General features: G+C 36.9%; 19 protein-coding genes. 12 read left to right on the forward strand and 7 right to left on the reverse strand.

Features of this window, described 5'->3' with window-relative positions:
• Positions 1-72: 72 nt before the first annotated feature.
• The 8 genes from ACR1PO_RS07525 (at position 73) to ACR1PO_RS07560 (ending at position 12,644) form a co-directional block, all read left to right on the forward strand.
• Complete coding sequence (locus tag ACR1PO_RS07525; protein ID WP_433986360.1) at positions 73-1,422, forward strand: T6SS phospholipase effector Tle1-like catalytic domain-containing protein; 1,350 nt, start codon at positions 73-75, stop codon at positions 1,420-1,422.
• 184 nt (positions 1,423-1,606) lie between these two features.
• A complete protein-coding gene (abc-f, locus tag ACR1PO_RS07530; RefSeq protein ID WP_433986361.1) occupies positions 1,607-3,532 on the forward strand; it encodes a ribosomal protection-like ABC-F family protein in 1,926 nt (641 codons plus the stop codon).
• Between the two features lie 146 nt (positions 3,533-3,678).
• Positions 3,679-4,032, forward strand: a complete 354-nt coding sequence (locus tag ACR1PO_RS07535; protein ID WP_433986362.1) for a hypothetical protein — start codon at positions 3,679-3,681, stop codon at positions 4,030-4,032.
• A gap of 241 nt (positions 4,033-4,273) precedes the next feature.
• On the forward strand, positions 4,274-6,658 hold the full coding sequence (locus tag ACR1PO_RS07540) for a TonB-dependent receptor (protein WP_433986363.1): 2,385 nt from the start codon (positions 4,274-4,276) through the stop codon (positions 6,656-6,658).
• A gap of 52 nt (positions 6,659-6,710) precedes the next feature.
• Positions 6,711-7,283, forward strand: a complete 573-nt coding sequence (locus ACR1PO_RS07545; protein WP_332385003.1) for a hypothetical protein — start codon at positions 6,711-6,713, stop codon at positions 7,281-7,283.
• 136 nt (positions 7,284-7,419) lie between these two features.
• The gene (locus ACR1PO_RS07550; RefSeq protein ID WP_433986364.1) at positions 7,420-8,754 is read left to right on the forward strand and encodes a trigger factor; all 1,335 of its coding nucleotides are present in this window, start codon (positions 7,420-7,422) and stop codon (positions 8,752-8,754) included.
• Between the two features lie 191 nt (positions 8,755-8,945).
• Positions 8,946-9,632, forward strand: coding sequence for a hypothetical protein (locus ACR1PO_RS07555; protein ID WP_433986365.1), 687 nt, complete (start codon positions 8,946-8,948; stop codon positions 9,630-9,632).
• 153 nt (positions 9,633-9,785) lie between these two features.
• Positions 9,786-12,644 (forward strand): M16 family metallopeptidase, encoded by a 2,859-nt coding sequence (locus ACR1PO_RS07560; protein WP_433986366.1) that lies wholly within the window; start codon positions 9,786-9,788, stop codon positions 12,642-12,644.
• Between the two features lie 74 nt (positions 12,645-12,718).
• On the opposite strand, the gene ACR1PO_RS07565 is transcribed toward ACR1PO_RS07560, so the two are convergent.
• Both ACR1PO_RS07565 and ACR1PO_RS07570 read right to left on the reverse strand, forming a co-directional pair.
• Positions 12,719-13,303: a DUF3109 family protein gene (locus ACR1PO_RS07565; protein ID WP_332385009.1), complete on the reverse strand. Its 585-nt coding sequence runs from the start codon at positions 13,301-13,303 to the stop codon at positions 12,719-12,721.
• A 6-nt stretch (positions 13,304-13,309) separates the two neighbouring features.
• A complete protein-coding gene (locus ACR1PO_RS07570) occupies positions 13,310-14,215 on the reverse strand; it encodes a DUF6427 family protein (protein WP_433986367.1) in 906 nt (301 codons plus the stop codon).
• Positions 14,216-14,257: 42 nt separating this feature from the next.
• On the opposite strand from ACR1PO_RS07570, the gene ACR1PO_RS07575 reads away from it, so the two are divergent.
• The gene (locus ACR1PO_RS07575; RefSeq protein WP_002976854.1) at positions 14,258-14,491 is read left to right on the forward strand and encodes a DUF6341 family protein; all 234 of its coding nucleotides are present in this window, start codon (positions 14,258-14,260) and stop codon (positions 14,489-14,491) included.
• A gap of 84 nt (positions 14,492-14,575) precedes the next feature.
• Here ACR1PO_RS07575 and ACR1PO_RS07580 read toward each other — a convergent pair whose 3' ends face one another.
• The 5 genes from ACR1PO_RS07580 to ACR1PO_RS07600 all read right to left on the reverse strand — a co-directional run bounded on the left by ACR1PO_RS07580 (position 14,576) and on the right by ACR1PO_RS07600 (position 17,686).
• Entirely contained in the window at positions 14,576-15,013 is a 438-nt protein-coding gene (locus ACR1PO_RS07580) for a universal stress protein (RefSeq protein WP_332385014.1), read from the reverse strand.
• Positions 15,014-15,072: 59 nt separating this feature from the next.
• Positions 15,073-15,678: a fumarylacetoacetate hydrolase family protein gene (locus ACR1PO_RS07585; RefSeq protein ID WP_433986368.1), complete on the reverse strand. Its 606-nt coding sequence runs from the start codon at positions 15,676-15,678 to the stop codon at positions 15,073-15,075.
• Positions 15,679-15,766: 88 nt separating this feature from the next.
• On the reverse strand, positions 15,767-16,165 hold the full coding sequence (locus ACR1PO_RS07590; protein WP_278351908.1) for a putative signal transducing protein: 399 nt from the start codon (positions 16,163-16,165) through the stop codon (positions 15,767-15,769).
• Between the two features lies 1 nt (position 16,166).
• Entirely contained in the window at positions 16,167-16,931 is a 765-nt protein-coding gene (locus tag ACR1PO_RS07595; protein WP_131435691.1) for a 3'-5' exonuclease, read from the reverse strand.
• Positions 16,932-16,972: 41 nt separating this feature from the next.
• Complete coding sequence (locus ACR1PO_RS07600; protein WP_433986369.1) at positions 16,973-17,686, reverse strand: CDP-alcohol phosphatidyltransferase family protein; 714 nt, start codon at positions 17,684-17,686, stop codon at positions 16,973-16,975.
• 89 nt (positions 17,687-17,775) lie between these two features.
• Here ACR1PO_RS07600 and ACR1PO_RS07605 point away from each other — a divergent pair, with 89 nt between their 5' ends.
• The 3 genes from ACR1PO_RS07605 (at position 17,776) to ACR1PO_RS07615 (ending at position 21,531) form a co-directional block, all read left to right on the forward strand.
• Positions 17,776-19,704 (forward strand): LTA synthase family protein, encoded by a 1,929-nt coding sequence (locus ACR1PO_RS07605; protein WP_332385016.1) that lies wholly within the window; start codon positions 17,776-17,778, stop codon positions 19,702-19,704.
• A 193-nt stretch (positions 19,705-19,897) separates the two neighbouring features.
• On the forward strand, positions 19,898-20,317 hold the full coding sequence (locus tag ACR1PO_RS07610) for a DUF2147 domain-containing protein (protein ID WP_002976869.1): 420 nt from the start codon (positions 19,898-19,900) through the stop codon (positions 20,315-20,317).
• A gap of 233 nt (positions 20,318-20,550) precedes the next feature.
• A complete protein-coding gene (locus ACR1PO_RS07615) occupies positions 20,551-21,531 on the forward strand; it encodes a pyruvate dehydrogenase complex E1 component subunit beta (RefSeq protein ID WP_002976871.1) in 981 nt (326 codons plus the stop codon).
• Positions 21,532-21,636: the final 105 nt, after the last annotated feature.

The following is a 21,636-nucleotide window of genomic DNA, read 5'->3' on the forward strand; positions in this document are numbered from 1 at the left end:
GAAATGTCTCTTTCAGGGATTTTAGTTGAAAAAAACACAAACACGATCTGTAATAAAAAATTAAAGTAAAGCATGAATGGCAGAGTGATTTCCGTCGGGATTTTCTTTGACGGTACAGGAAACAATGGGGCAAATATTCTTTCACCGGATAAACCGCTGAACAATAATGAAAGCTATTATGGCACCTTCACCAATATCTATAAATTATACAGTTTATTCGTTGGAGAAGAAAAAATATATATTGAAGGAATTGGAACCGTAACAGGTAGTGAAGATAATAATTTTGCGATGACAACCTGCGCAAACCCACCTTATGGAAACGGGTATTCTTCAGATGACAAACTTCAGAAAGCTGGGGATTTTGTACAAAATTTAGTTGACAATGAGGTTGCGGAATATCACTTTTATCTTTATGGATTCGGGAGAGGAGGAATGCTTGCCAGAACTTTCTGCAATCAGTTTTTGACTGATTATGCGCCGGGAAATTGCATAATAAAATTTTTAGGCGCTTTTGATACCGTAGAGTCCAGACCTTTTAATACTTATAATATGCATATTCCGGGCCGGGTAGAAAATGCTTTGCACATCTGTGCGGTCAATGAGAGCAGGTTTTTCTTTCCGCTTACCGGTTTTTTTGAAAACTCAAGAGCGATGCAGGATCAGAAATTACAAACCAGATCATCTGTTTGGAAAGAAATCTTTGTGCCGGGAGACCATGCTGATATAGGAGGCGGATATCTGGAAGGGCCACAATCTGTATATATTTCTACAGAGTTTATCAATACTGATGATCTGCACAGCTATATTTCAGAAATCAGAAATACCAAAACGGATACGGATGGAAATAAAATCTGGGATGCATTGCTCTCAGGATATGAAGTAGAGACAGTCAATGGACTTTCAAAAGCCTATGTTTGCCGTAATAAAGTGTACAATGAGCTGGCAAAAATATATGGAAAGCTCATGATGGATGAAACCAATGCAGTATCAGCCGTATTTAGTGCCGGGAATGAAGCTTATTTCGGAACAGACTATAACAGGCATTCTTTTCTTGACCGGTTTTATAGCAAAATGAAGGAATATATCAAAGATCTTTCTGTAAACAAAAAGCCGGTTTATGATTTTGGAAAATTTGCAGATTATATTCATATTTCATCAAACTTTGGTCTGTACAGTGATAGTTTCCGGTATAGAACTCAACGTGAAATTAATATTGAGCTGATCAATAACGGATTAAACGTTTCAAGCAGTACCTCTGTTGATCAGACGAACTGTACAAGGCTTTCTGCAGAGCTTCACCTGCCGGAAGACAGTTTTGTGGCTGACTTTCTATATGGAACCAGTGTTCCGAATAATGATATCTGGATCCGTTCCATTTTAAAAGCACCGGAAAAGATCGCATTCAATGAAATAAAAAAGTAGTGCCAACGCTTCTCAGTTTTAAATTTAGGTTAGGAGACATCTGATGGTGTCTCCTTTTTTAAGTCTCATCTATATAGAAGAGAAGCACTTCACAACGGACCATTTTTTTATTTCTGGGCTATTCATTTCTTTTTCCGTATTTTTGCCGGCGAAAATTCATTATTCATTACTAATTATAATTAAGATGCTTTCGGTTCAGAGTTTAGGATTACATCATTCAGGAAATTATTTATTTCAAAATGTCAATTTCACCATTAAAAAGGATGATAAAGTAGGTCTGGTAGGTAAAAATGGAGCGGGGAAATCCACTTTATTGAAAATGCTTTCCGGAGAAATTAATTTCTACGAAGGAGAAGTTGTGACGGAAGGAAGTATTACCATTGGTTTCCTGAAGCAGGATCTTGACTTCGTAAAAGGAAGAACGGTTTGGGATGAAACCATGCAGGCTTTTGAACAGATTAATGCCTGGAAAAACGAGCTTGAAGAAGTGAACCACCAGATGGCAGTCAGAACAGACTACGAAAGTGATTCTTATACGGATCTGATTAATAAAATGACCGAGCTGAATGATCTCTTGATGAATCATGATGCCTACAACCTTGAAGGGGATATGGAAAAAGTGTTGTTTGGTTTAGGCTTTAAGGCAGATGATTTTCAAAAGATTACCGATGAATTTTCCGGAGGATGGAGAATGAGAATAGAACTGGCAAAATTGCTGCTTCAGAAGAATGATATCATGCTTCTCGATGAGCCTACGAACCACCTCGATATGGAATCCATCATCTGGCTTGAAAACTTCCTTAAAGACTATCCGGGAGCTATTGTTCTGGTAAGTCACGATAAGCAGTTTATGACAGCGGTTTGTAACCGTACTTTCGATATCAATAATAAAAAGGTTGACGATTATAAAGCCAACTATTCCAAATATCTCATCATGAGAGAAGACCGCCGTGAGAAACTGATTCAGGCTAAAAAGAATCAGGATGCGGAGATCAAGCAGATGGAAGACAATATTAATAAGTTCCGTGCAAGTGCTACAAAAGCATCTTTTGCGCAGTCGCTTATTAAAAAACTGGATAAAATAGAACGTATTGAAGTTGATAACGAAGACGTTTCAAAATTCAATATCCGTTTCGTACAGTCTATGGTTCCGGGAAAAGTAATCTTCGAAGCGGTAAACCTTGGTAAGGCTTACGGTAACAAACAGATTTTTGACCATGTAGATTTCATCGTTCAGAGAGGAGACAGGATTGCTCTTTTAGGACAGAACGGCCAGGGAAAAACTACACTGGCTAAAATTCTGGCTGGAGATATCAAAGACTATTCAGGAACTTGGAATCTTGGGCATAATGTCAATATCGGATATTTCGCACAGAATCAGGAAGAGGTATTAACACCTAATAAAACAGTTCTGGAAGAAGCAGAAGATGCAGCAACGGAAGAAACAAGACCAAGAGTAAGAGATTTATTAGGATCTTTCTTATTCCAGGGAGATGCCGTTACTAAGAAAACAAAAGTACTTTCCGGAGGGGAGAGAAACCGTCTGGCACTTTGTAAGCTGTTGCTTCGTCCTTTTAATACACTGATTATGGACGAACCTACCAATCACCTTGATATCCAGTCTAAGGAAATCATCAAGCTGGCATTACAGAACTTTGAAGGAACACTGATTGTGATTTCGCACGACAGGGAATTCCTGCAGGGACTTTGTGATAAGATCTACGAATTCCGTGACGGGAAAATGAAAGAATTCCTTGGAGATATCAACGAATACCTTGAGTACAGACAAAAGGAAACCATCAGGGAAATTTCTGCAGAAAAAGCCAAACTTCATAATGAGGTGAAGGAAGAACCTAAAAAAGCAGAAGAGAAACCTGTTGTAATCAGCCAGAGTTCAAATATTATCAGTAAAGAACAGAAAAATATTCAGAATAAAATCAAGAAAGTAGAAGAAAGAATTTCTGAGCTTGAAACCAAAATTGAAGAAATGGAAGCTTCTTTTGCCAGAGAAAATCCTTCAGACGAAATCCTGGAGCAGTATAATAAAGCTAAGGAAGACTTAGATACGGCATTACAGGAGTGGGAATACCTGGGAACCCAACTGGATTAAATAAAATAGAAATGCTTCATCAATTTAAAAGGATGAAGCATTTTTTTGTAACAGAATTCTCTTCAATACAACTTATTATCCATAGTCATTAAGTAATTTAATAAAAGTTTAAGGGAACAATTAAATTATTTTCATAATTTTGAACCATGATTAAAGAAAGCAGAAATTTAAAGAATTTTATCTCCAGGCTATTGTTTGGGATATATTTCCTCGCGCTGCTTTCTCAAAGCTTTCACCATCATGATTCTGTCGGTTATTTTAAAGCTTTTCATTTTAAAAAAATCGAGAATTCGGTGACGAAAGCCGTTACTAAAGAGAAAGCTGGCGACTGTCTGGCCTGCCACTTTTTGGTTACCGGACATACATTAGCTCCTGAAGAATTCAGTTTGACTTTTGAGCATTACAGCCATGAAGTAAAACAGATCATCGCCATCCAGGAGAAAATCTGGTCTCAGACCAAATTCACCTTTCAGCTTCGGGGACCGCCCGCACTTTCATAATTCATAGATTCTATAGGGTTTAAAGTTCAATGTTTGATGTTCAAAGTTTAAAAGCTGTTGGAAATCATTTGATAATGATTATTATTAACGATTTCAGGGACTAGCTTTTAATCGCTCATCATTAATACATTTTACTTTTTACATTGTAAATGTACAGTTTACAAAACAAACCCTTCCCACAATTTTTAACGAAAAATGTACCTTATTGAAATTAAAAAGGGTACGCAATCATCTATTTACAATGAAATTGATATATTGCCTGCTGCTGATCTTTTGCGGATCAGTATTTACAAGTGCACAAAAAACTTATACTGTAGAGGGAACCGTTCAGGATTTCCATGATAAAACATTGCTGGAAAATGCAGTGATCAAGATCGGGAACTTTACAGCTAAAACCAATAAGAAAGGTAAATTTTCTTTTGATAAAATTCCTGCAGGAAAGTATACACTCGTTGCACAACATCCTGATTGCAATGATTATACTGAAAATATAGGAGTGGATCGGGATGTTCAGCTGGTGATTACACTGGAACATCATATCAAAGATATTGAAACCGTCACCATTCATGGAAGCCATAAAAATAACGGTTCATTGGTAGTGAAGACTCTCAATAAATCTGATATAGAGAAAAACTCAACAGATAATCTGGGAAATTTATTATCTAAAATTTCAGGAGTGACGGCTTTGAAAACCGGGAATAATATTTCAAAACCTGTTATTCATGGGCTGTATGGAAGTCGAATCAGCATCCTGAACAATGGGGTACGTCTTGCTGAGCAGGAATGGGGAGTAGAACATGCCCCGAACGTTGATATTAATAATTTTCAGCATATCGACGTGATTAAAGGAGCTTCTGCTTTGAAATATGGAAGCGATGCTATTGGTGGAGTCGTGGTAATGGAGCCGGAAATTTTCCCTAAAAAGGATACTATTAAAGGCTCAGTTGGTCTTACTGGGATTTCCAACGGAAGGGGTCTTGGACTTGATGTAGATGTTGCTAAAGTCTGGAAAAACGGATGGGCGGTAAAATCTGGCGGAAGCATTAAAAAGCTTGGTGACCAGAGTGCTCCCAACTATAATCTGAAAAATACAGGGATGGATTTTTCTTCCTTCAATTTTACTGTTCAGAATAATACTTATGAAAGAGGAATCTCTTTTGATTATTATCTGACAAATCAGAATATTGGGATACTAAGAGATTCACACGTTTCAACTTCTGAAGATTACGACAGGGCAATGAATGCCAATCCTCCGATATATTCAGGGAAATTCAGTTATGATATTGACAATCCAAGACAGGTTATTGAGCATCACATTGCAAAAGTTTCCGCTTTCAAAAGATTTGAAAATATAGGAAAACTGTCGGCAACATATAGCTATCAGTATAACCATAGACAGGAATATGATATCAGAAGAGGAGATTTAAGTGACACGCCTTCTCTTGACCTGGCGTTGATGACACATCAGTTCAATGTTAATGATTTATTAGAAAGGGAAAAATGGTCTTTGGAAACCGGCATTGATGCAGGCTTTCAAAACAATTACTCAGACCCGGCAACAAAAGCAAGACGTCTGATCCCGAATTATGATAAATATTCTGCTGGAGCATATTCTGTTTTCAAATATAAAATTTCACCTGAATTCAATTTTGAAGCAGGGGCAAGATATGATTTCACACGTTATGATGTAACCAAATGGTATGATAAAAGCGATTGGGAGAAATCATATGCAGATACTTATCCGCAATTTTATGTGAAAACAGATCAGAACAGAGTTCTGACACGTCCTCAGCTTAATTATAATAATGTTTCTTTCAACGCAGGTTTGGAATATCGTCCCGATGCTAATTTTAATGTGAAATTTAATTATGCAAAAGTGGGAAGATCTCCGAACGTTGCTGAATTATTTTCAGATGGATTGCACCATTCTGCAGGTATTATTGAAACAGGATACATGGGATTAAAAAATGAGCAGGGACATCAGTTTAATTTAAATATTGACTCAAGATTCAATGTTCTCAAAGGTCTGAATGTTTCTGTAAATCCATATTTTTTCATCACTAAAAATTTCATTAATGAAATTCCGGTAGGAATCAAAGGAACGATAAGAGGAGTATTTCCGGAATGGGTGTATCAGCAGATTGATGCAAAAATGTACGGAATTGATCTTGATATCAACTGGAGGCTTACAGATGAACTTACCTATGTAGGAAAAGGAAGCTATGTATATGGTCAGGATGATACCCATAATGAACCACTGATTCTGATGATGCCGCCGAATTTTTCCAATGCATTGCAGTTTAAAAAACAGGAATGGAGTAACTTCTATTTCACTGTTGAAAATCAGACATTTTTAAAACAAACCAGATTCCCGATCCGAAATGCACCACTGGAGCTGTATGTGAACGGCGAATTGGTGGATAAGGAAATTGATTTCAGTACCCCGCCAAACGGATACTCACTCTGGAATATCCAGACGGGAATCAATATCAGCAAAAATCTTTCTGCAGGACTTATCGTAAATAATCTTTTCAATACTTCTTACAGGGAGTATCTGAACCGTTTGAGATTCTTTGCAGATGAGGCAGGAAGAAACTTTATCTTAAACTTTAGATATAGATTCTAAAGATTTCAAAAAATTATTTAATCAAAATTTTACAATTTTAAAATTCTTAACAATGAACAAACTATTCAATACTAAAAATATCATCAAATTATTAGCTGTTTTATTTATCACCGTTACTGTTGTTACTTCTTGTCAGAGAAACGGCTCTGCAGAAGAAGATGATCTTCCTCAGGAAGAACTTACCAATATCGTTTTGTTGGTAACAGATGATGCAGCCGGAACTACTCAAAGCTATGATTACAGTATTGGTGCAGGAGGAACACCTACGATTCCCCTTACAAACGGAAAGAGCTATACCGTTCAGGCAAAATTCAAAAACGGAAATGAAGATGCAACCCAGGAGATTATTGATGCTAAAAACGAACATTTTTTAATTTTCGATTTTCCAAAATCCAGTATTACTGTAGAAAGAGTAGATGGCAGTGATCTTAGAAGTGATGGAAAGAGAGTAGGATTGAGAACAAAATGGACTGTTGTGAAAGCTGTTGACGGAACAGAACCTTTCTTAAAATTAACCCTTATTCACTCCCCACAAAGCGTAAATGATGCTAAATCAGGAACTGCCTGGGGAAGTGTAGTAGGAGGAGAAACTGATGCTGAAGCAAAATACAACCTAAGTAATTAGGACAATTAATCTTGTTTGGACCGCCGGAATTCTCCGGCGGTTTTTTATTTAACAATATTTGGCGTTATAAGTTGATTTTAAATGGGTGATTTTCATAAAAAATTCCTATTTTTGCAACCTAAAATTTTAATCAATAATGAAGGTTACCGCACAAAACCATGATGACGTAAGTGCATTGCTTACAGTAACATTGGAAAAATCTGACTACAAAGAAAAAGTAGAGAAGCAGTTGATTAATTATGCTAAAAATGCGCAAGTTCCTGGATTCAGAAAAGGGAAAGTGCCTTTGAGTATGGTTAAAAAACAATATGAAGCAGGTATTGCATTTGAAGAAATCAACAGACAGGTTTCTGATGCATTGAACAACTATGTTAATGAAAACAAATTAAGATTAGTTGGTCAGCCTATTCCTCAGCCAGTAAACGAATTCGATTACAATGCTGATCAATTGGAAGTTGCTTTCGAAGTAGGATTTGAGCCTGAATTCACTATAGATTTAGCTAAATATGAAGCACCTCACTACAAAGTAGAAGCTTCTGACAAAGAAATCGGTAAGAGTATTGAAAACATGCAGAAGCGTTTCGCTGAGCAGGTTCCTCAAGATAAAATCACTAAAGATTCTTACATTGCTTTAGAAGTTTCTCAGGTTGTGGAAGAAGATGCTGAAGGAGAGCACCACCACCACCCAAAAAACCTTACGATTACAGCTGAAAACAAAGAGGCTTTCAAACTGGTAAAAGGTTTGAAAATGGATGGGTCTGTAAAAGTGACTAAAGAAACGCTTGCAGGTGATGAAGAATTAGCTAAAGAATTAGGATTCAGCAAAGAAGAAGTAGAGCATTTACACCACAATGAAATAGAAGTAAAAGTAAAAGATTTCTATTCATTAAATTTAGCTGAACTTAATCAGGATTTATTCGACAAAGTATACGGAGAAGGAAACATCAAATCTGAAGAAGAGCTTAAAGAGAAAGTAAAAGCTGAATTGGATGAGTATTTCCAGCAGAATGCTGATGTTCACTTCGTGAATAAAGTATTGGAGCAGGTAACTGAGAAAGAAGAGGTAAAACTTCCTGAATCATTCCTTGTGAAGTGGTTATTATTCTCTAACCAGAACATCCAGTCTGAAGAGCAGGCTAAAGAAATTCTTGAAGCTGAGAAAAACCAGTTGAAATATCAGATCATCGAAGGTAAACTGATGACTGAAAACGAAATCAACCTTGACTATGCTGATGTATTGGCTCAGGCTGAGCAGTTAGTGAAAAATCAATTGGCAATCTACGGAATCCACCACTTAGGTGATGAAGAAATCCAGAAATATGCTGTTGAAATGTTGAAGGATCAGGAGCAGGTAAGACAAATTTCTTCTGAAGTAGCTATGGCTAAATTAAAAGATGTAATTCTTGAAAAAGCAAGCAAAAAAGAAACTAAAATTTCTCACGACGAATTTTTAGAAGAACTTAAGAAATAATTATATCAGATATAAATATTTGGAAACCGTCAATTTTTGGCGGTTTTTTTTATTATATATCCCATACCTGAAATTAATCCTTCATCATAATCATCTATCAATTATCAAGCGTTACTGATTGCTCATTACTCATTATTAATTTGTATGTCCGCCAATATTCCTATATTTACTCTCTAAACTTTATTATAAATATGAAAAAGATCATCATTCCGTTTTTCTGCGCTGTCCTTTTCTCAGTGCCTGCAGCAGCTCAGAAAAAAGGGGCTGCATCTGCTAAAACAGAAGCCGTAAAATCAAAACTTACACCTAAAGAAGTTATTGATAATTATTTCAAAGCATTAGGTGGAAAAGATAAACTGGACGCTGTAAAATCTACCATTACTGATAACACCGTGGCTGTACAGGGAATGGAAATTCAAATGACAACTAAGAAATTAGGAAATAAATTCAAATCTGTGCAATCTTTCATGGGGAAAGAAATGATTCAGCTTTTCGATGGAGAAAAAGGATATTTTGACCAGATGGGAACTAAAACAGATATTCCTGCTGATAAAATTGCTGATCTGAAAAAAGGAAGACCCATTGATGCATTAGCATTTGATGCTTCTAATTTCCAGACCGTATCTACAGAAAAACTTGACGGAAAAGACTATAATGTATTGTCTTCAGATAAAGGAAAATTTTATTTTGATGCCGGAACCGGACTTTTGTATAAGACGGATGCCGGAGAAGGAAATGCAACTATTAAGAGCTATATGACTGTAGACGGAATACAGTTCCCTGCTGAACTGGATGCTGAAGGAGGGGGGCAGAAAATGACCATTAAAACGACGAAGGTTGTCATCAACTCTGGAGTTACAGATGCTGATTTTAAATAAAAAATCACTTTTTAACGTATAAAAGCCGGGAATTTCCCGGCTTTTTTGATATATTAATATTTTTAACTCAAATTTAACTATCAAACCTGATTTTATGATTTCTTCACCTTGTGAATAATTGGTAGTTTTAAGCCGTAAATAAAATCAAATACCATGAAAAAAGTATTATCTTCATTTGCAGTCATCTTTTTAATGTCTGCAAATGCCTTTGCACAGAATATTCCTGTGGATCCTTCCGTGCGAATGGGTACCCTTTCCAACGGAATGAAGTACTACATCAAAAAAAATACCCTGCCTGAGAAGAAAGTAGATTTCCGTCTGGCTATCAATGCCGGATCTATTCTAGAAGATGAGAATCAAAGAGGGCTGGCCCACTTTATGGAGCACATGAATTTCAACGGGACCAAAAATTTTCCAGATAATAAACTTGTTGACTTTTTACAGTCAATCGGGGTCAAATTCGGACAGCACCTTAATGCGTATACCAGCTTCGATGAGACTGTTTACATGCTCCCTGTTCCGTTGGATAAACCCGGAAATCTGGATTCCGGGCTAAAAGTAATGGAAGACTGGGCATTTAATGCCACCCTTTCTGATGAGCAGATCAATAAAGAAAGAGGAGTGGTTCTTGAAGAGCTAAGATTGGGTCTTGGACCGGATAAAAGAATGATGGATAAATACCTTCCCAAGCTTTTATACAAATCTCAATATGCGGACAGACTTCCGATCGGTAAAAAAGAAGTACTGGAAAACTTTAAGCCTGATGTTATCCGGAAATTTCACCAGGACTGGTACAGACCGGATCTGATGGCCATTATTGTGGTAGGAGATATCAATGTGGATGAAATTGAAAAAAAAATTAAGGACAATTTCAGCAAATATAAAAATCCTTCAAAGCCCAGAGAAAGAAAATCTTTTGATCTTCCGAACCATAAAGAAACGCTGGTAGCTGTTGAAACGGATCCTGATGCTACCAATTCTATGGTCCAGTTTATCATGAAAGATGCTGATGCCTACAAACCGGATGTAACCGTTGAACAGTACAATCAAAGTATTATAGAAAATCTTTCAACAACGATGTTGAACAACAGACTGAGAGAACTGATCAATTCTACAAATCCCCCTTTTACTTTTGGATCCGTATACCATGGAGGCACTTATGCAAGAAGCAAAGAAGCTTTCCAGGGATTTGCTATAGTAAAAGAAGGAAATCAGCTTAATGGACTGAAAGTTTTACTGGAAGAAGTGGAAAGAGCAAAAAGATTCGGTTTTACACAGTCTGAACTTGACAGGGCAAAATCTCAGGTTCTTTCCAACCTTGAAAGATCTTATAACAACAGGGATAAAACAGAAAGTGATATGCTGGTTGGTGAGTATGTAAGAAACTTTCTGGAGCAGGAACCAATTCCTGGTATTGCCTGGGAGTATGAAGATACCAAATCTTTCCTGCCTTCTGTTACTCTTGCCCAGACCAACGAAATCATCAAAAAAATGGTGAAAGATGACAGCAGGGTAATTGTGATCACCGGACCTAAAAAAGATAATGTAGCCATGCCTACAGAAGCAATGGTTCTCAATACATTTGATGCGGTGAAAATGGCTGATCTTAAGCCTTATGAAGAAAAAGCCGCCATCAAAAATTTAATAAAACCTTTCAAATCTGAAGGAAAGATTGCGAAAACAGAAACGGATACAAAATTAGGGACAACAACCTGGACGTTAAGCAATGGTGCTAAAGTAACTTTCAAAAAAACAGACTTCAAAGACGATGAAATTGTGTTTACAGCAAGAAGCTTAGGAGGAAGTTCTCTGGTTCCGGATGCCGATTACAACAAAACACAGTTTGCTTTTGCTGCACTGACGGAAGCTGGGGTAGGCGGTTTCTCCAAAGCGGATCTTACCAACTATCTTGCCGGTAAACAGGTAAGTGTAAATCCTATGGTGACATCACTTTTTGAAGGTGTATCCGGAAGAACTACACAAAAAGATTTAGGAACGGCTATGGAGCTTATGTATGCATATTTTACAAACTTAAATTATAACCCGGCATCCTTTAATGCATACAAAGAAAAGCAGTCGGCAATGACGAATAACCTGTTATCTAACCCCCAGGCTTATTTTTCTAATGAGCACGCGAAATTTATGAACCAGAAGAATCCACGGTTCATTGGAGTATTTCCAATGGAAAAAGACTGGGCGAATACGGATTATAAAAAAGCATATGACATCTATAAGGATAAATTTGCCAATGCAGGGAACTTCCAGTTCTATTTCGTTGGAAATATTGACGAAGCGAAGTTTAAAAATGAAGTACTGCAGTATATCGCAAGCCTGCCTTCATCAGGAAAAACAACAATGTTTAAGGATACAGGATACAGAACGATGACAGGAGATTATACCAAGGTATATAAAAAAGGAAAAGATCCGAAGAGTATGGTAACCATTTCTTATACAGGAGAAGCGCCTTATAACGAAAAAGAAGCACTGGCATTGTCAGCTCTTGGAGAAGTGGCTACTATTAAAGTAATCGAAAAACTGAGAGAAGACGAAAGCGGTATTTACGGCGGAGGGGCCAGAGGAGGTATGAACAGGGTTCCTTATGGTAGCTATAACTTCAGTATAAGTTTTCCTTGTGGACCGGAAAATGTAGACAAGCTGACGAAGAGCGCTATTGCAGAGCTTCAGAAACTGATTGACAACGGGCCTGAACAAAAAGATCTTGACAAATACAAAGAAGGAGAATATAACGATAACAAAACAGACCTTAAAGATAATATGTTCTGGATGAATGCTATTGCCAAGAATCAGCTGGACGGAAGTGATAAATATGATATCTTAAATTATCAGGATAAAGTAAAAGCACTTACTGTAAAAGATCTTCAGGATGTGGCCAGGAAATACCTTACAAAAGGCAGAATTGTAGCGACTCTAATGCCGGAAGACGGCTGGGAAAAAGCAAAAAAAGAAGATCCTAAAATAGAAGTTACAGGAGCTGCTGTTGTAAAACAATAACTTTTCACTATTTACAATAATAAAAAACCGCAGATCAGTCTGCGGTTTTTGTTATTTAATTCAATCCTTACAGGTTAAGAACCATATTCTTTTTTCCATTCATCAGCAGCTTCGCTCAGAACGGTATAGAATTCTTCGCCGTATTTTCTGATCAACGGAGTTTTTAAGAACTTATATACAGGAACCTGAAGCTCTTTTCCAAGTGTACAGGCATCACTGCATACATTCCACTCATGATAATTCAATGCAGTAAAAGCAGAATATTCCGTAACACGGATCGGGTAGAGGTGGCAGGAGATCGGCTTTTGCCAGTCTACAGCACCATCTTCATACGCTTTTTCAATACCACATTTGGTAATTCCTTTTTCATCGAATGTTACATAAGCACATTCGCGGTTCTCCACCATAGGAGTAACATACATTCCGTCGTGCGGATCAGTAGTCCATGTTCCCTGCTCTTCAAGGGCTTTGATTCCCTCCCGGGTAAGATAAGGTTTTATTTTATCAAAAATACTGTCCAATATTTCAAGCTCGTTTTTATCCAACGGAGCTCCCACATCTCCTTCCACACAACATGCACCTTTACATTTCGAAAGGTTGCAAACAAATTCTTCGGAAAAAATTTCCTCTGAAATCAATTTATCGTCTATCTGAATCATAATTTTTTAAAATAAATCAAAAACTGTACCCGCCTTAAAGGCCAGTAAACTAATAATAATAAGCCATACACTGGCTTCACGCATCCAGTATTTAGGTAAAAATCTCATCATTCTGCTCAGAATAATACTTGAAGGGAATGCCAGCAGCAGCAGGTATTCATAGCTTTTATTCATATACAGGATAATGGTGACAAGCTGTGCCACTGAAAAGACCAGCAGAAAAGTATACTTATATCTGCTTATCGGACTTTTTTTATTATAATTTTTAAAATGGTCATATACGGCATAAATAAGCATCAGCACTACAGGAATAAGTGGCAGAAGCTCGGTGTAATCTGTAACAGGTTTCATTTTTCCAAACGGAAAATAATCGATATTCCATGAAGTAAACTGAACGAAATACATGACAGAAAAATAGCTGAATGTAATCATGACGATTCCCAGAAGGAACCTGAAAAGATTCAGCCCGATTTTGGCAGAAGTTGCAATCACGTGGATGATCACAAAAACAGCCATTGGCCAGGTAGTGGGAAGAAAAATAAAATTCAGCGCTACAATAGCCCCCACCAGCACATATGATTTTTTCCTGACATCCTCATCTGCACTGGTCAGAAGAAGAAGTAGAAAAGAGTTGGTAAGCAGCGAAACGGCAATTCCAATATCCAGATTTCCGGGATACAGCCCGAAAATAAAAAAAGTATACAGGAATAATGGAAGATGGGTCTGATAATTAAGAGCAATACTGTGAAAACAAAAATATCCCAAAGCAATTCCCAGAAAAGTTATTCCGGCAACAATAGCTTCGTAAGTGTTGAAATTCAGTATGTTAAATATTATTACTACTAAAAGAAGAAAACCAATATAAACAGGAATTGAAAAAATATTGCTTTCTTTTGAAAGTAATTTAAACATTTTTTATAAATTTGTACAAAGTTAATTTAAAAAAGGAAAATAATGACGTCTTTCTTTCTATTCTTAAGCAAAGTTTTCAAATGGTCTTTCGGTTTCTTTGATGCTTTCGGTAATGTTTTAAACTGGATTCTGTTTATAGTTTGCTGTGTACTATTCACTTATTGGTGCTATGTACTGGTGGTTACACTTGGTGGCGACAAAGATAAAGACTATTATTCTCCAACGGAAGGTAAGCACCCTTACTACGATCCGAATATCTACAAAAAAGAAGGTTAATTAATTGGTTATATAGTAAAAAACCGATCAAACAATATGCTTTGATCGGTTTTTTTATTACTAACGATTAAAATTTTCTTTTTCTTAGTCGTGTATCGGAAGTACCAGAACAGGAATACTTGAGCTTTTTGTAATTCCTTTGGTTAAGCTTCCCACGAATACATCATATATTCCGCTTCTGCCATGTGATCCCATCACAATATAATCTGCATTTTTGGACTTGGCATATTCCAGAATAATATCTTTGGCAATTCCCTGTTTTAAAAGGTGTTCACAATCGATATCATGGGCAAGGATCCTCTGCTCGATCTTATTAAGCTGTACCAGCTCTTCTCTGATCTCGTTGGCTTCCACTTCCGGAAAATATTGAAATCCCATATCACCAATGGCAAAGCCGATATCTGATGGCGCTACGTGGATCAGGTAAATTTTGCCGTTAAGCTGTTTTGCAAATTTTATGGCACCGTCTACCAGTTGGTCTGTCTTGTCCCCAAAATCTACGGGTAATACAATATTTATCATAACCTCTAATTTTGTTATCTAAAGATATGAAAAATTTACCAGATTATGATGTTAAATACTTATAATATTCGGATATCAAGGATTTTTTCTTCTTCAAGATAAGCTTCCAGGATATCATTTTCCTCTACCTTTCCAACCCCTTTCGGAGTTCCTGTGAAAATAAGGTCTCCTACTCTTAACGTAAAGTATTGGGAGGCAAAAGCAATAATGTCGTCAAAGTTGAACATCATATCTTTTGTATTGCCATCCTGTACCTTCTCTTTATTCTTTAATAATGAAAACTGAAGGTTCTCCAGATTGAAGTTCTCTTTTTTAAAGAAGCTGCTTACCACAGCAGAGCCATCAAAACCTTTGGCAAGTTCCCATGGGAGTCCTTTTGCTTTCAGCTCGCCCTGAAGGTCTCTCGCCGTGAAATCTATTCCCAGACCAATCTCTTCATAATGTTTGTGTGCCGTTTCTTTCTGGATATATTTTCCTCCCTTAGAAATTTTTAATACCACTTCAAGCTCGTAGTGAATATCATTGGAGAATTCAGGGATGTAGAAATCATTTCCCTTTAGAACAGCTGTATCCGGTTTCATAAAGATAACAGGATTTTCAGGAATTTCGTTTCCTAATTCTTTCGCATGCTCACTGTAGTTTCTTCCTATGCAGATGATTTTCATAATTCTTTTATTTTATTTTTTTGGCCTCGTCATTGCGAGGGCGAAGCAATTTTCTGGATTGTTTAAAGACTATTGATTCCTAAATAAATTAGTGGGTAAACTCGTTCCCGCAATAATAACATTTGAATTTGTGACTTGTCAGAAAAGAAATTCCGAAGAAGCTGGTAGCACTGTCATCCCTGTAGATATGATTGGAGCCGCATTTCGGGCATACAAAATCAAACTCAGGATCTTCAATGGTGTGTTCCACTTCCAGAGAATATTGTTCATTGTCTTTATAATCCTGAAGAATCTGCCGGGCTTTTTCCACATCTTCCTCAAATACCTGAAGCTGTATACCGCCTACCGCCTGTGACAGAAGCCAGTCTGACTGAATGAGCTGCTCATTGGCAATAAAGCTGTTAATTCCGTTTTCAGCCAGAATTTGTTTGTCCCTGTTAGCTTCAAGGGCAGTTTCATAAAATTTAAAACGAACCAGATCAGACATGTTAAAATCTGCTTGACAGTTGTATTTTTGTGAAAATCTTCTTGGTATACAGCGGGAAATCAGCATTCTGAAGCCATCCGAAATATCCTAAATCTTTTTGGAACACTGCTTTCACTCCCTGGCCTTTATATTTCCCGAAGTTGAAAACCTCTTCCATTTTCTCATTATATCCGATAAATCCGGCAAGATCTGCATTTTTGTTATGGAATGTGAATTCACTTAACGGCGCTATTTCATTCGGAATATCATCATATTTTCCGACCTGGGCATCCAGAACTTCAAACGTTGCCATTACATCGGCTTCGGCAGAGTGTGCATTTTCTAATGTTTTTCCACAGTAAAACTGATAAGCTGCGCCTAAGTTTCTGGGTTCCTTTTTATGGAAAATAGTCTGTGCATCTACCAGTCTGAATTTACTCAGATCAAAATCCATTCCCACTCTTAAAAGCTCTTCAGCCAGAAGCGGAACATCAAATCTGTTGGAATTGAAGCCTCCAAGGTCGCTTCCAGAAATCATTTCCATAATTTTAGCGGCAATATCCCTGAAAGTAGGAGCGTCTTTTACATCTTCGTCATAGATACCATGGATTTCACTACATTCTTTAGGAATCGGCATTTCCGGATTGACGCGCCATGTTTTGCTTTCTCTGGAAGCATCCGGGTTTACTTTTAGGATACAGATCTCAACAATTCTGTCTTTCCCGATGTTGGTTCCTGTGGTTTCCAGGTCAAAAATACAAAGTGGTTTATGGAGTTTTAAATTCATGTCGGTGATTAATAATTTGAAATGTGTTTTATTTTAATAAGCTATTTTAACTGTCCCTGAAAAATAAGAGACACCAATATATAATAAATAACAAGCATCGGAATTCCTACTACCTGAAATAGGGCAAGAATGGCAATTCCTCCCACCAGTAATACAACTTTAGGGTAGTTGTCTTTTAGTTGTCTGGATTTGAATTTCATTGCCATCATTTTAATCGGGCTGATCAGAAGCCATGAAGTAAGAAGAGTAAGCAGAATCAACAGCAGTTCATTTTCAAACAAAAAGCTGAAATTTCCGGTTTCTTTAAAAGCATAATAAAGACCAAAAAGTAAAACCGTATTGGTAGGCGTGTTTAATCCTTTGAAATAGTAGCGCTGCTCTTCATCGAGATTGAAGATGGCAAGTCTCAGACAGGAAAATACAGTAACGATGATCCCGATATATTTGATTTCAAATGGAAAGTGAATCCCAAGAAGCTCTGCTCCAAACGGTTCAAGCGCTTTATACATCGTAAGTCCCGGAATGACTCCAAAGCTTACCATATCCGCAAGGGAATCAAGCTGAAGACCAAGATTGGAGTTCGATTTTAAAGCTCTGGCTACAAAGCCGTCAAAAAAATCAAAAACTGAGGAGAGAATAAGGCAGATTGCCGTTGTCTGATAATCTCCTAATATTAGATGTATTGCACCTATACAGCCTGCAAATAAATTAGCCAGGGTTAAAGCATTGGCCAGATTATTCTTTATAAAATCCATAAACACAAAATTACAGTTTTTAAAAATTCTAACTCAAAATAATATGAACTAAAAAACGCATTAAAATGATTTTGATGTAAATTTGCCCCATGAAATTTTTAAAAGGATTTAGAAAACAGGAAGTTCTGGTATTGGTTTACCGGATTTTTCTGGCCTATGTTTTTTACCAGATCGCCAGACTTTTATTCTGGTATTTCAATAAAGATCTGATTAAGGTTGACTCTGTTTCAGAATATATAAAGCTGGCATACCACGGCACGGCTTTCGATACCACAGCGATTCTGTATGTCAATGCTTTATTTATACTCCTTAGTTTACTGCCTTTGGTCATTAACACAAAGAAAATTTTTCAGAAAATTCTTTTCTGGCTGTATTTCATTACCAACGGGATTGCCTATGCGATGAATTTCGGGGATTTTATTTACTATAAATTTTCACAGGCAAGGCTTACATCAGCCGTATTTCAGGTAGCTGAGCACGAATCCAATGTTTCTAAGGTACTGATGATTTCTATCGGACAACATCCTTTCGTGCTGATCTGGTATGTCATTCTGATGATTCTGTGGGTTTTCCTTTATAAAAGAATAAAAGTTGAAGAGGTAAAACCTCTGAAGCTGCTGCCTTATTTTATTACCTCCATTATTACTTTGTGCATCACTGCTGTACTGGTTGTGGGAGGAATCAGAGGTGACTTTAAACACAGTACGAGACCTATTAATATGGTAGATGCGACCCGTTTTGTAACGAATCCGCTGCAGGGAAATATGGTGCTCAACAGTACCTTCTCCTTTTTAAGAACTTTAAATACCAATAATTTCAAGGAAGTTCATTTTGTGAGTGAAAAAGATATAGAACAGTATGTACAGCCTTATAAAGTGTATGACAGAAAAGTAAAAAACCGTCCGAATATCGTTATTTTTATTGTAGAATCTTTCGGGAGAGAATATTCAGGAGCTTTCAATAAAGATAAAAATATCAAAGACTATGTTTCTTATACACCGTTCATAGATAGTCTGGCAACCCAGAGTCTTATTTTTCCGAATACTTTTGCAAACGGCAGACAATCAATTCATGGGATGAGCAGCGTATTGGCGGGAATTCCGAGTCTTACGGATGCATTTACTGGATCACCTTATTCCAATCAGAAAATCCAGTCTATTGTTTCTGTATGCAATGATCTTGGTTATGACACTTCGTTCTATCATGGAGCCCCCAATGGTTCTATGGGATTCCTTGGTTTCGGAAATATCTTAGGATTTAAGCATTATTTCGGGAAAACAGAGTATAATCATGATGAAGATTTCGACGGGATGTGGGCGATCTGGGATGAACCCTTCCTTCAGTATTTTGCAAAAAATGTAGGAAAAAAACAGCCTTTTATGACTACTGTGTTTACGGCTTCATCACATCACCCTTTTAAAATCCCTGAAAAATACAACGGAAAATTTAAAAAGGGAAAAATAGAAATGCATGAACCGATACAATATACGGATTATGCAATAAAGAAATATTTTGAAACAGCTAAAAAACAGCCTTGGTTCAATAATACGATCTTTGTTTTCACGGGAGATCATACCAACCAGGTATATTATCCGGAATATGAGAGAGCAATGAACCGTTATGCTGTTCCGTTGATTTTCTATTCTCCGAATCCTGAATACCAGCTTAAAGGAGTCAGTCAGGAAATTGCGCAGCAGGCAGATATATATCCTACACTGGCTGATCTTATCGGATATAACAAACCTATCAGAAGCTGGGGGAGAAGTCTTGTGAGCGATAAGAAATATCCTTTCATTGTTGTGAATTCTGACGGAAGCATGGAGCAGTTCATGATCGGAAATTATATTTATCGTTTTGACGGAAAAGAAATAGTAGGGGTGTATGATAAATCTGATCTGGGCCTTGAAAAGAATCTGGTTAATGAGGTTAAAAATCCTGAAGTAGAGCAGGGAAAGAAAACAGCAAAAGCCTGGTATCAGGATTATATGGACAGAGTGATTAACAGGAAGCTGTATTAATTAGAGCGAAATGGCAAAAAGGTAAAACAGCAAAACCGTAAAATGACGAAAACATAAACAGGCTGATTGAAATTTACTTTTTATACCCTCTTTATGCTTTGTATAATAAAAGTTTTTGTTTGTTGAAAATTAATTTATACTTTTATCAATACGTAGATAAGAATATTGTATTACAATTAAAACTATAAGAAATATGAAAAAAATATTGTTAACGTTCGCACTTTCTTTATGCGGTGTGCTTACATTTGCACAGATAGAAGGTAAGTGGAAAACGATAGATGATGAAACCAAACAGGCAAAATCTATTGTTGAGGTGTATAAAAAATCTGATGGGAAATATTATGGAAAAGTTTCTCAGTTATTAATAAAACCGGCTGATGCCAACTGTACACTTTGTAAAGATGACAGAAAAGGAAAACCACTTTTAGGGCTGGAAATCATCAGAGGACTGAAAAAAGACGGTGATGAGTTCACTGGAGGAACCATTACAGATCCTAAAACCGGGAAAACATACAAATGTACCATTACAAGAAGCGGTGACAAGCTGAACGTAAGAGGTTATTTAGGATTGTCTTTATTAGGAAGAACCCAGGTTTGGGAGAAAGCTAATTAATATAAGTTTAAAATAGAATTTACATGGCATTTCAGAAATGGAATGCCTTTTTTGTGAATAAAAGTTTGAATAAATTCTTCGGAACCTTAAAAAACTATAAGAACTAAGCTGAAAGAAGGTAAATTCATTTTAAATACAGTTAATATTATGACTTCACATTGAAATGAAGAGGCTTTTTATTATGTGTATAATAAAAAAACACTATTTTTGTAGTCTAAATTTTTCAAGAAAATATGGCAGAATATACTTTTCGTGAGGTAATTGCACAGGCAATGAGCGAGGAAATGCGTAAAGACGAATCCATCTACCTGATGGGGGAGGAAGTTGCAGAATATAACGGTGCATATAAGGCTTCAAAAGGAATGCTGGATGAATTTGGTCCGAAAAGAGTAATCGATACACCGATTGCAGAACTTGGATTTACAGGAATCTCTGTGGGAGCTGCAATGAACGGGAACAGACCCATCGTAGAATTTATGACATTCAATTTCTCATTGGTAGGAATTGATCAGATTATCAATAATGCAGCTAAAATCCGCCAGATGAGTGGTGGACAGTGGAATTGTCCAATCGTTTTCCGTGGACCTACTGCTTCTGCAGGGCAATTAGGAGCTACTCACTCTCAGGCATTTGAAAATTGGTTCGCCAACTGTCCGGGACTTAAAGTGGTAGTACCTTCTAACCCATACGATGCAAAAGGATTATTGAAAACTGCAATTCAGGATAATGACCCTGTTATTTTCATGGAATCTGAGCAGATGTATGGAGATAAAATGGAAATTCCTGAAGAAGAATACTACTTACCGATAGGAAAAGCAGATATCAAGAGACAAGGTACAGATGTGACTTTGGTTTCCTTCGGAAAGATCATGAAGCTGGCTTTACAGGCTGCTGAAGATATGGCTAAAGAAGGAATCTCTGTAGAAGTTATTGACCTTAGAACTGTTCGTCCTCTTGATTTCGATACCATTTTGGAATCCGTGAAAAAAACAAACAGATTGGTTATTTTGGAAGAAGCGTGGCCATTTGGTTCAGTATCTTCAGAAATTACTTATATGGTACAGCAGAAAGCATTTGATTACCTGGATGCTCCAATCAAGAGAATTACTACTCCTGATGCACCTGCACCTTACTCTGCCGCATTATTTGCAGAATGGTTCCCTAAACTTGAAAAAGTAAAAGAGGAAATCAAAAAAGCGATGTACGTAAAATAGTTATAGAAAAAAACTTCCGAAAGGAAGTTTTTTCATTTATTATATTCATGAAGAAAAATTCTTGACGTCATAAAATTAGTATAAATTTGCGCCTTTAAAATAAAT

The organism is Chryseobacterium amylolyticum, assembly GCF_051011775.1.
Lineage (GTDB): Bacteria > Bacteroidota > Bacteroidia > Flavobacteriales > Weeksellaceae > Chryseobacterium.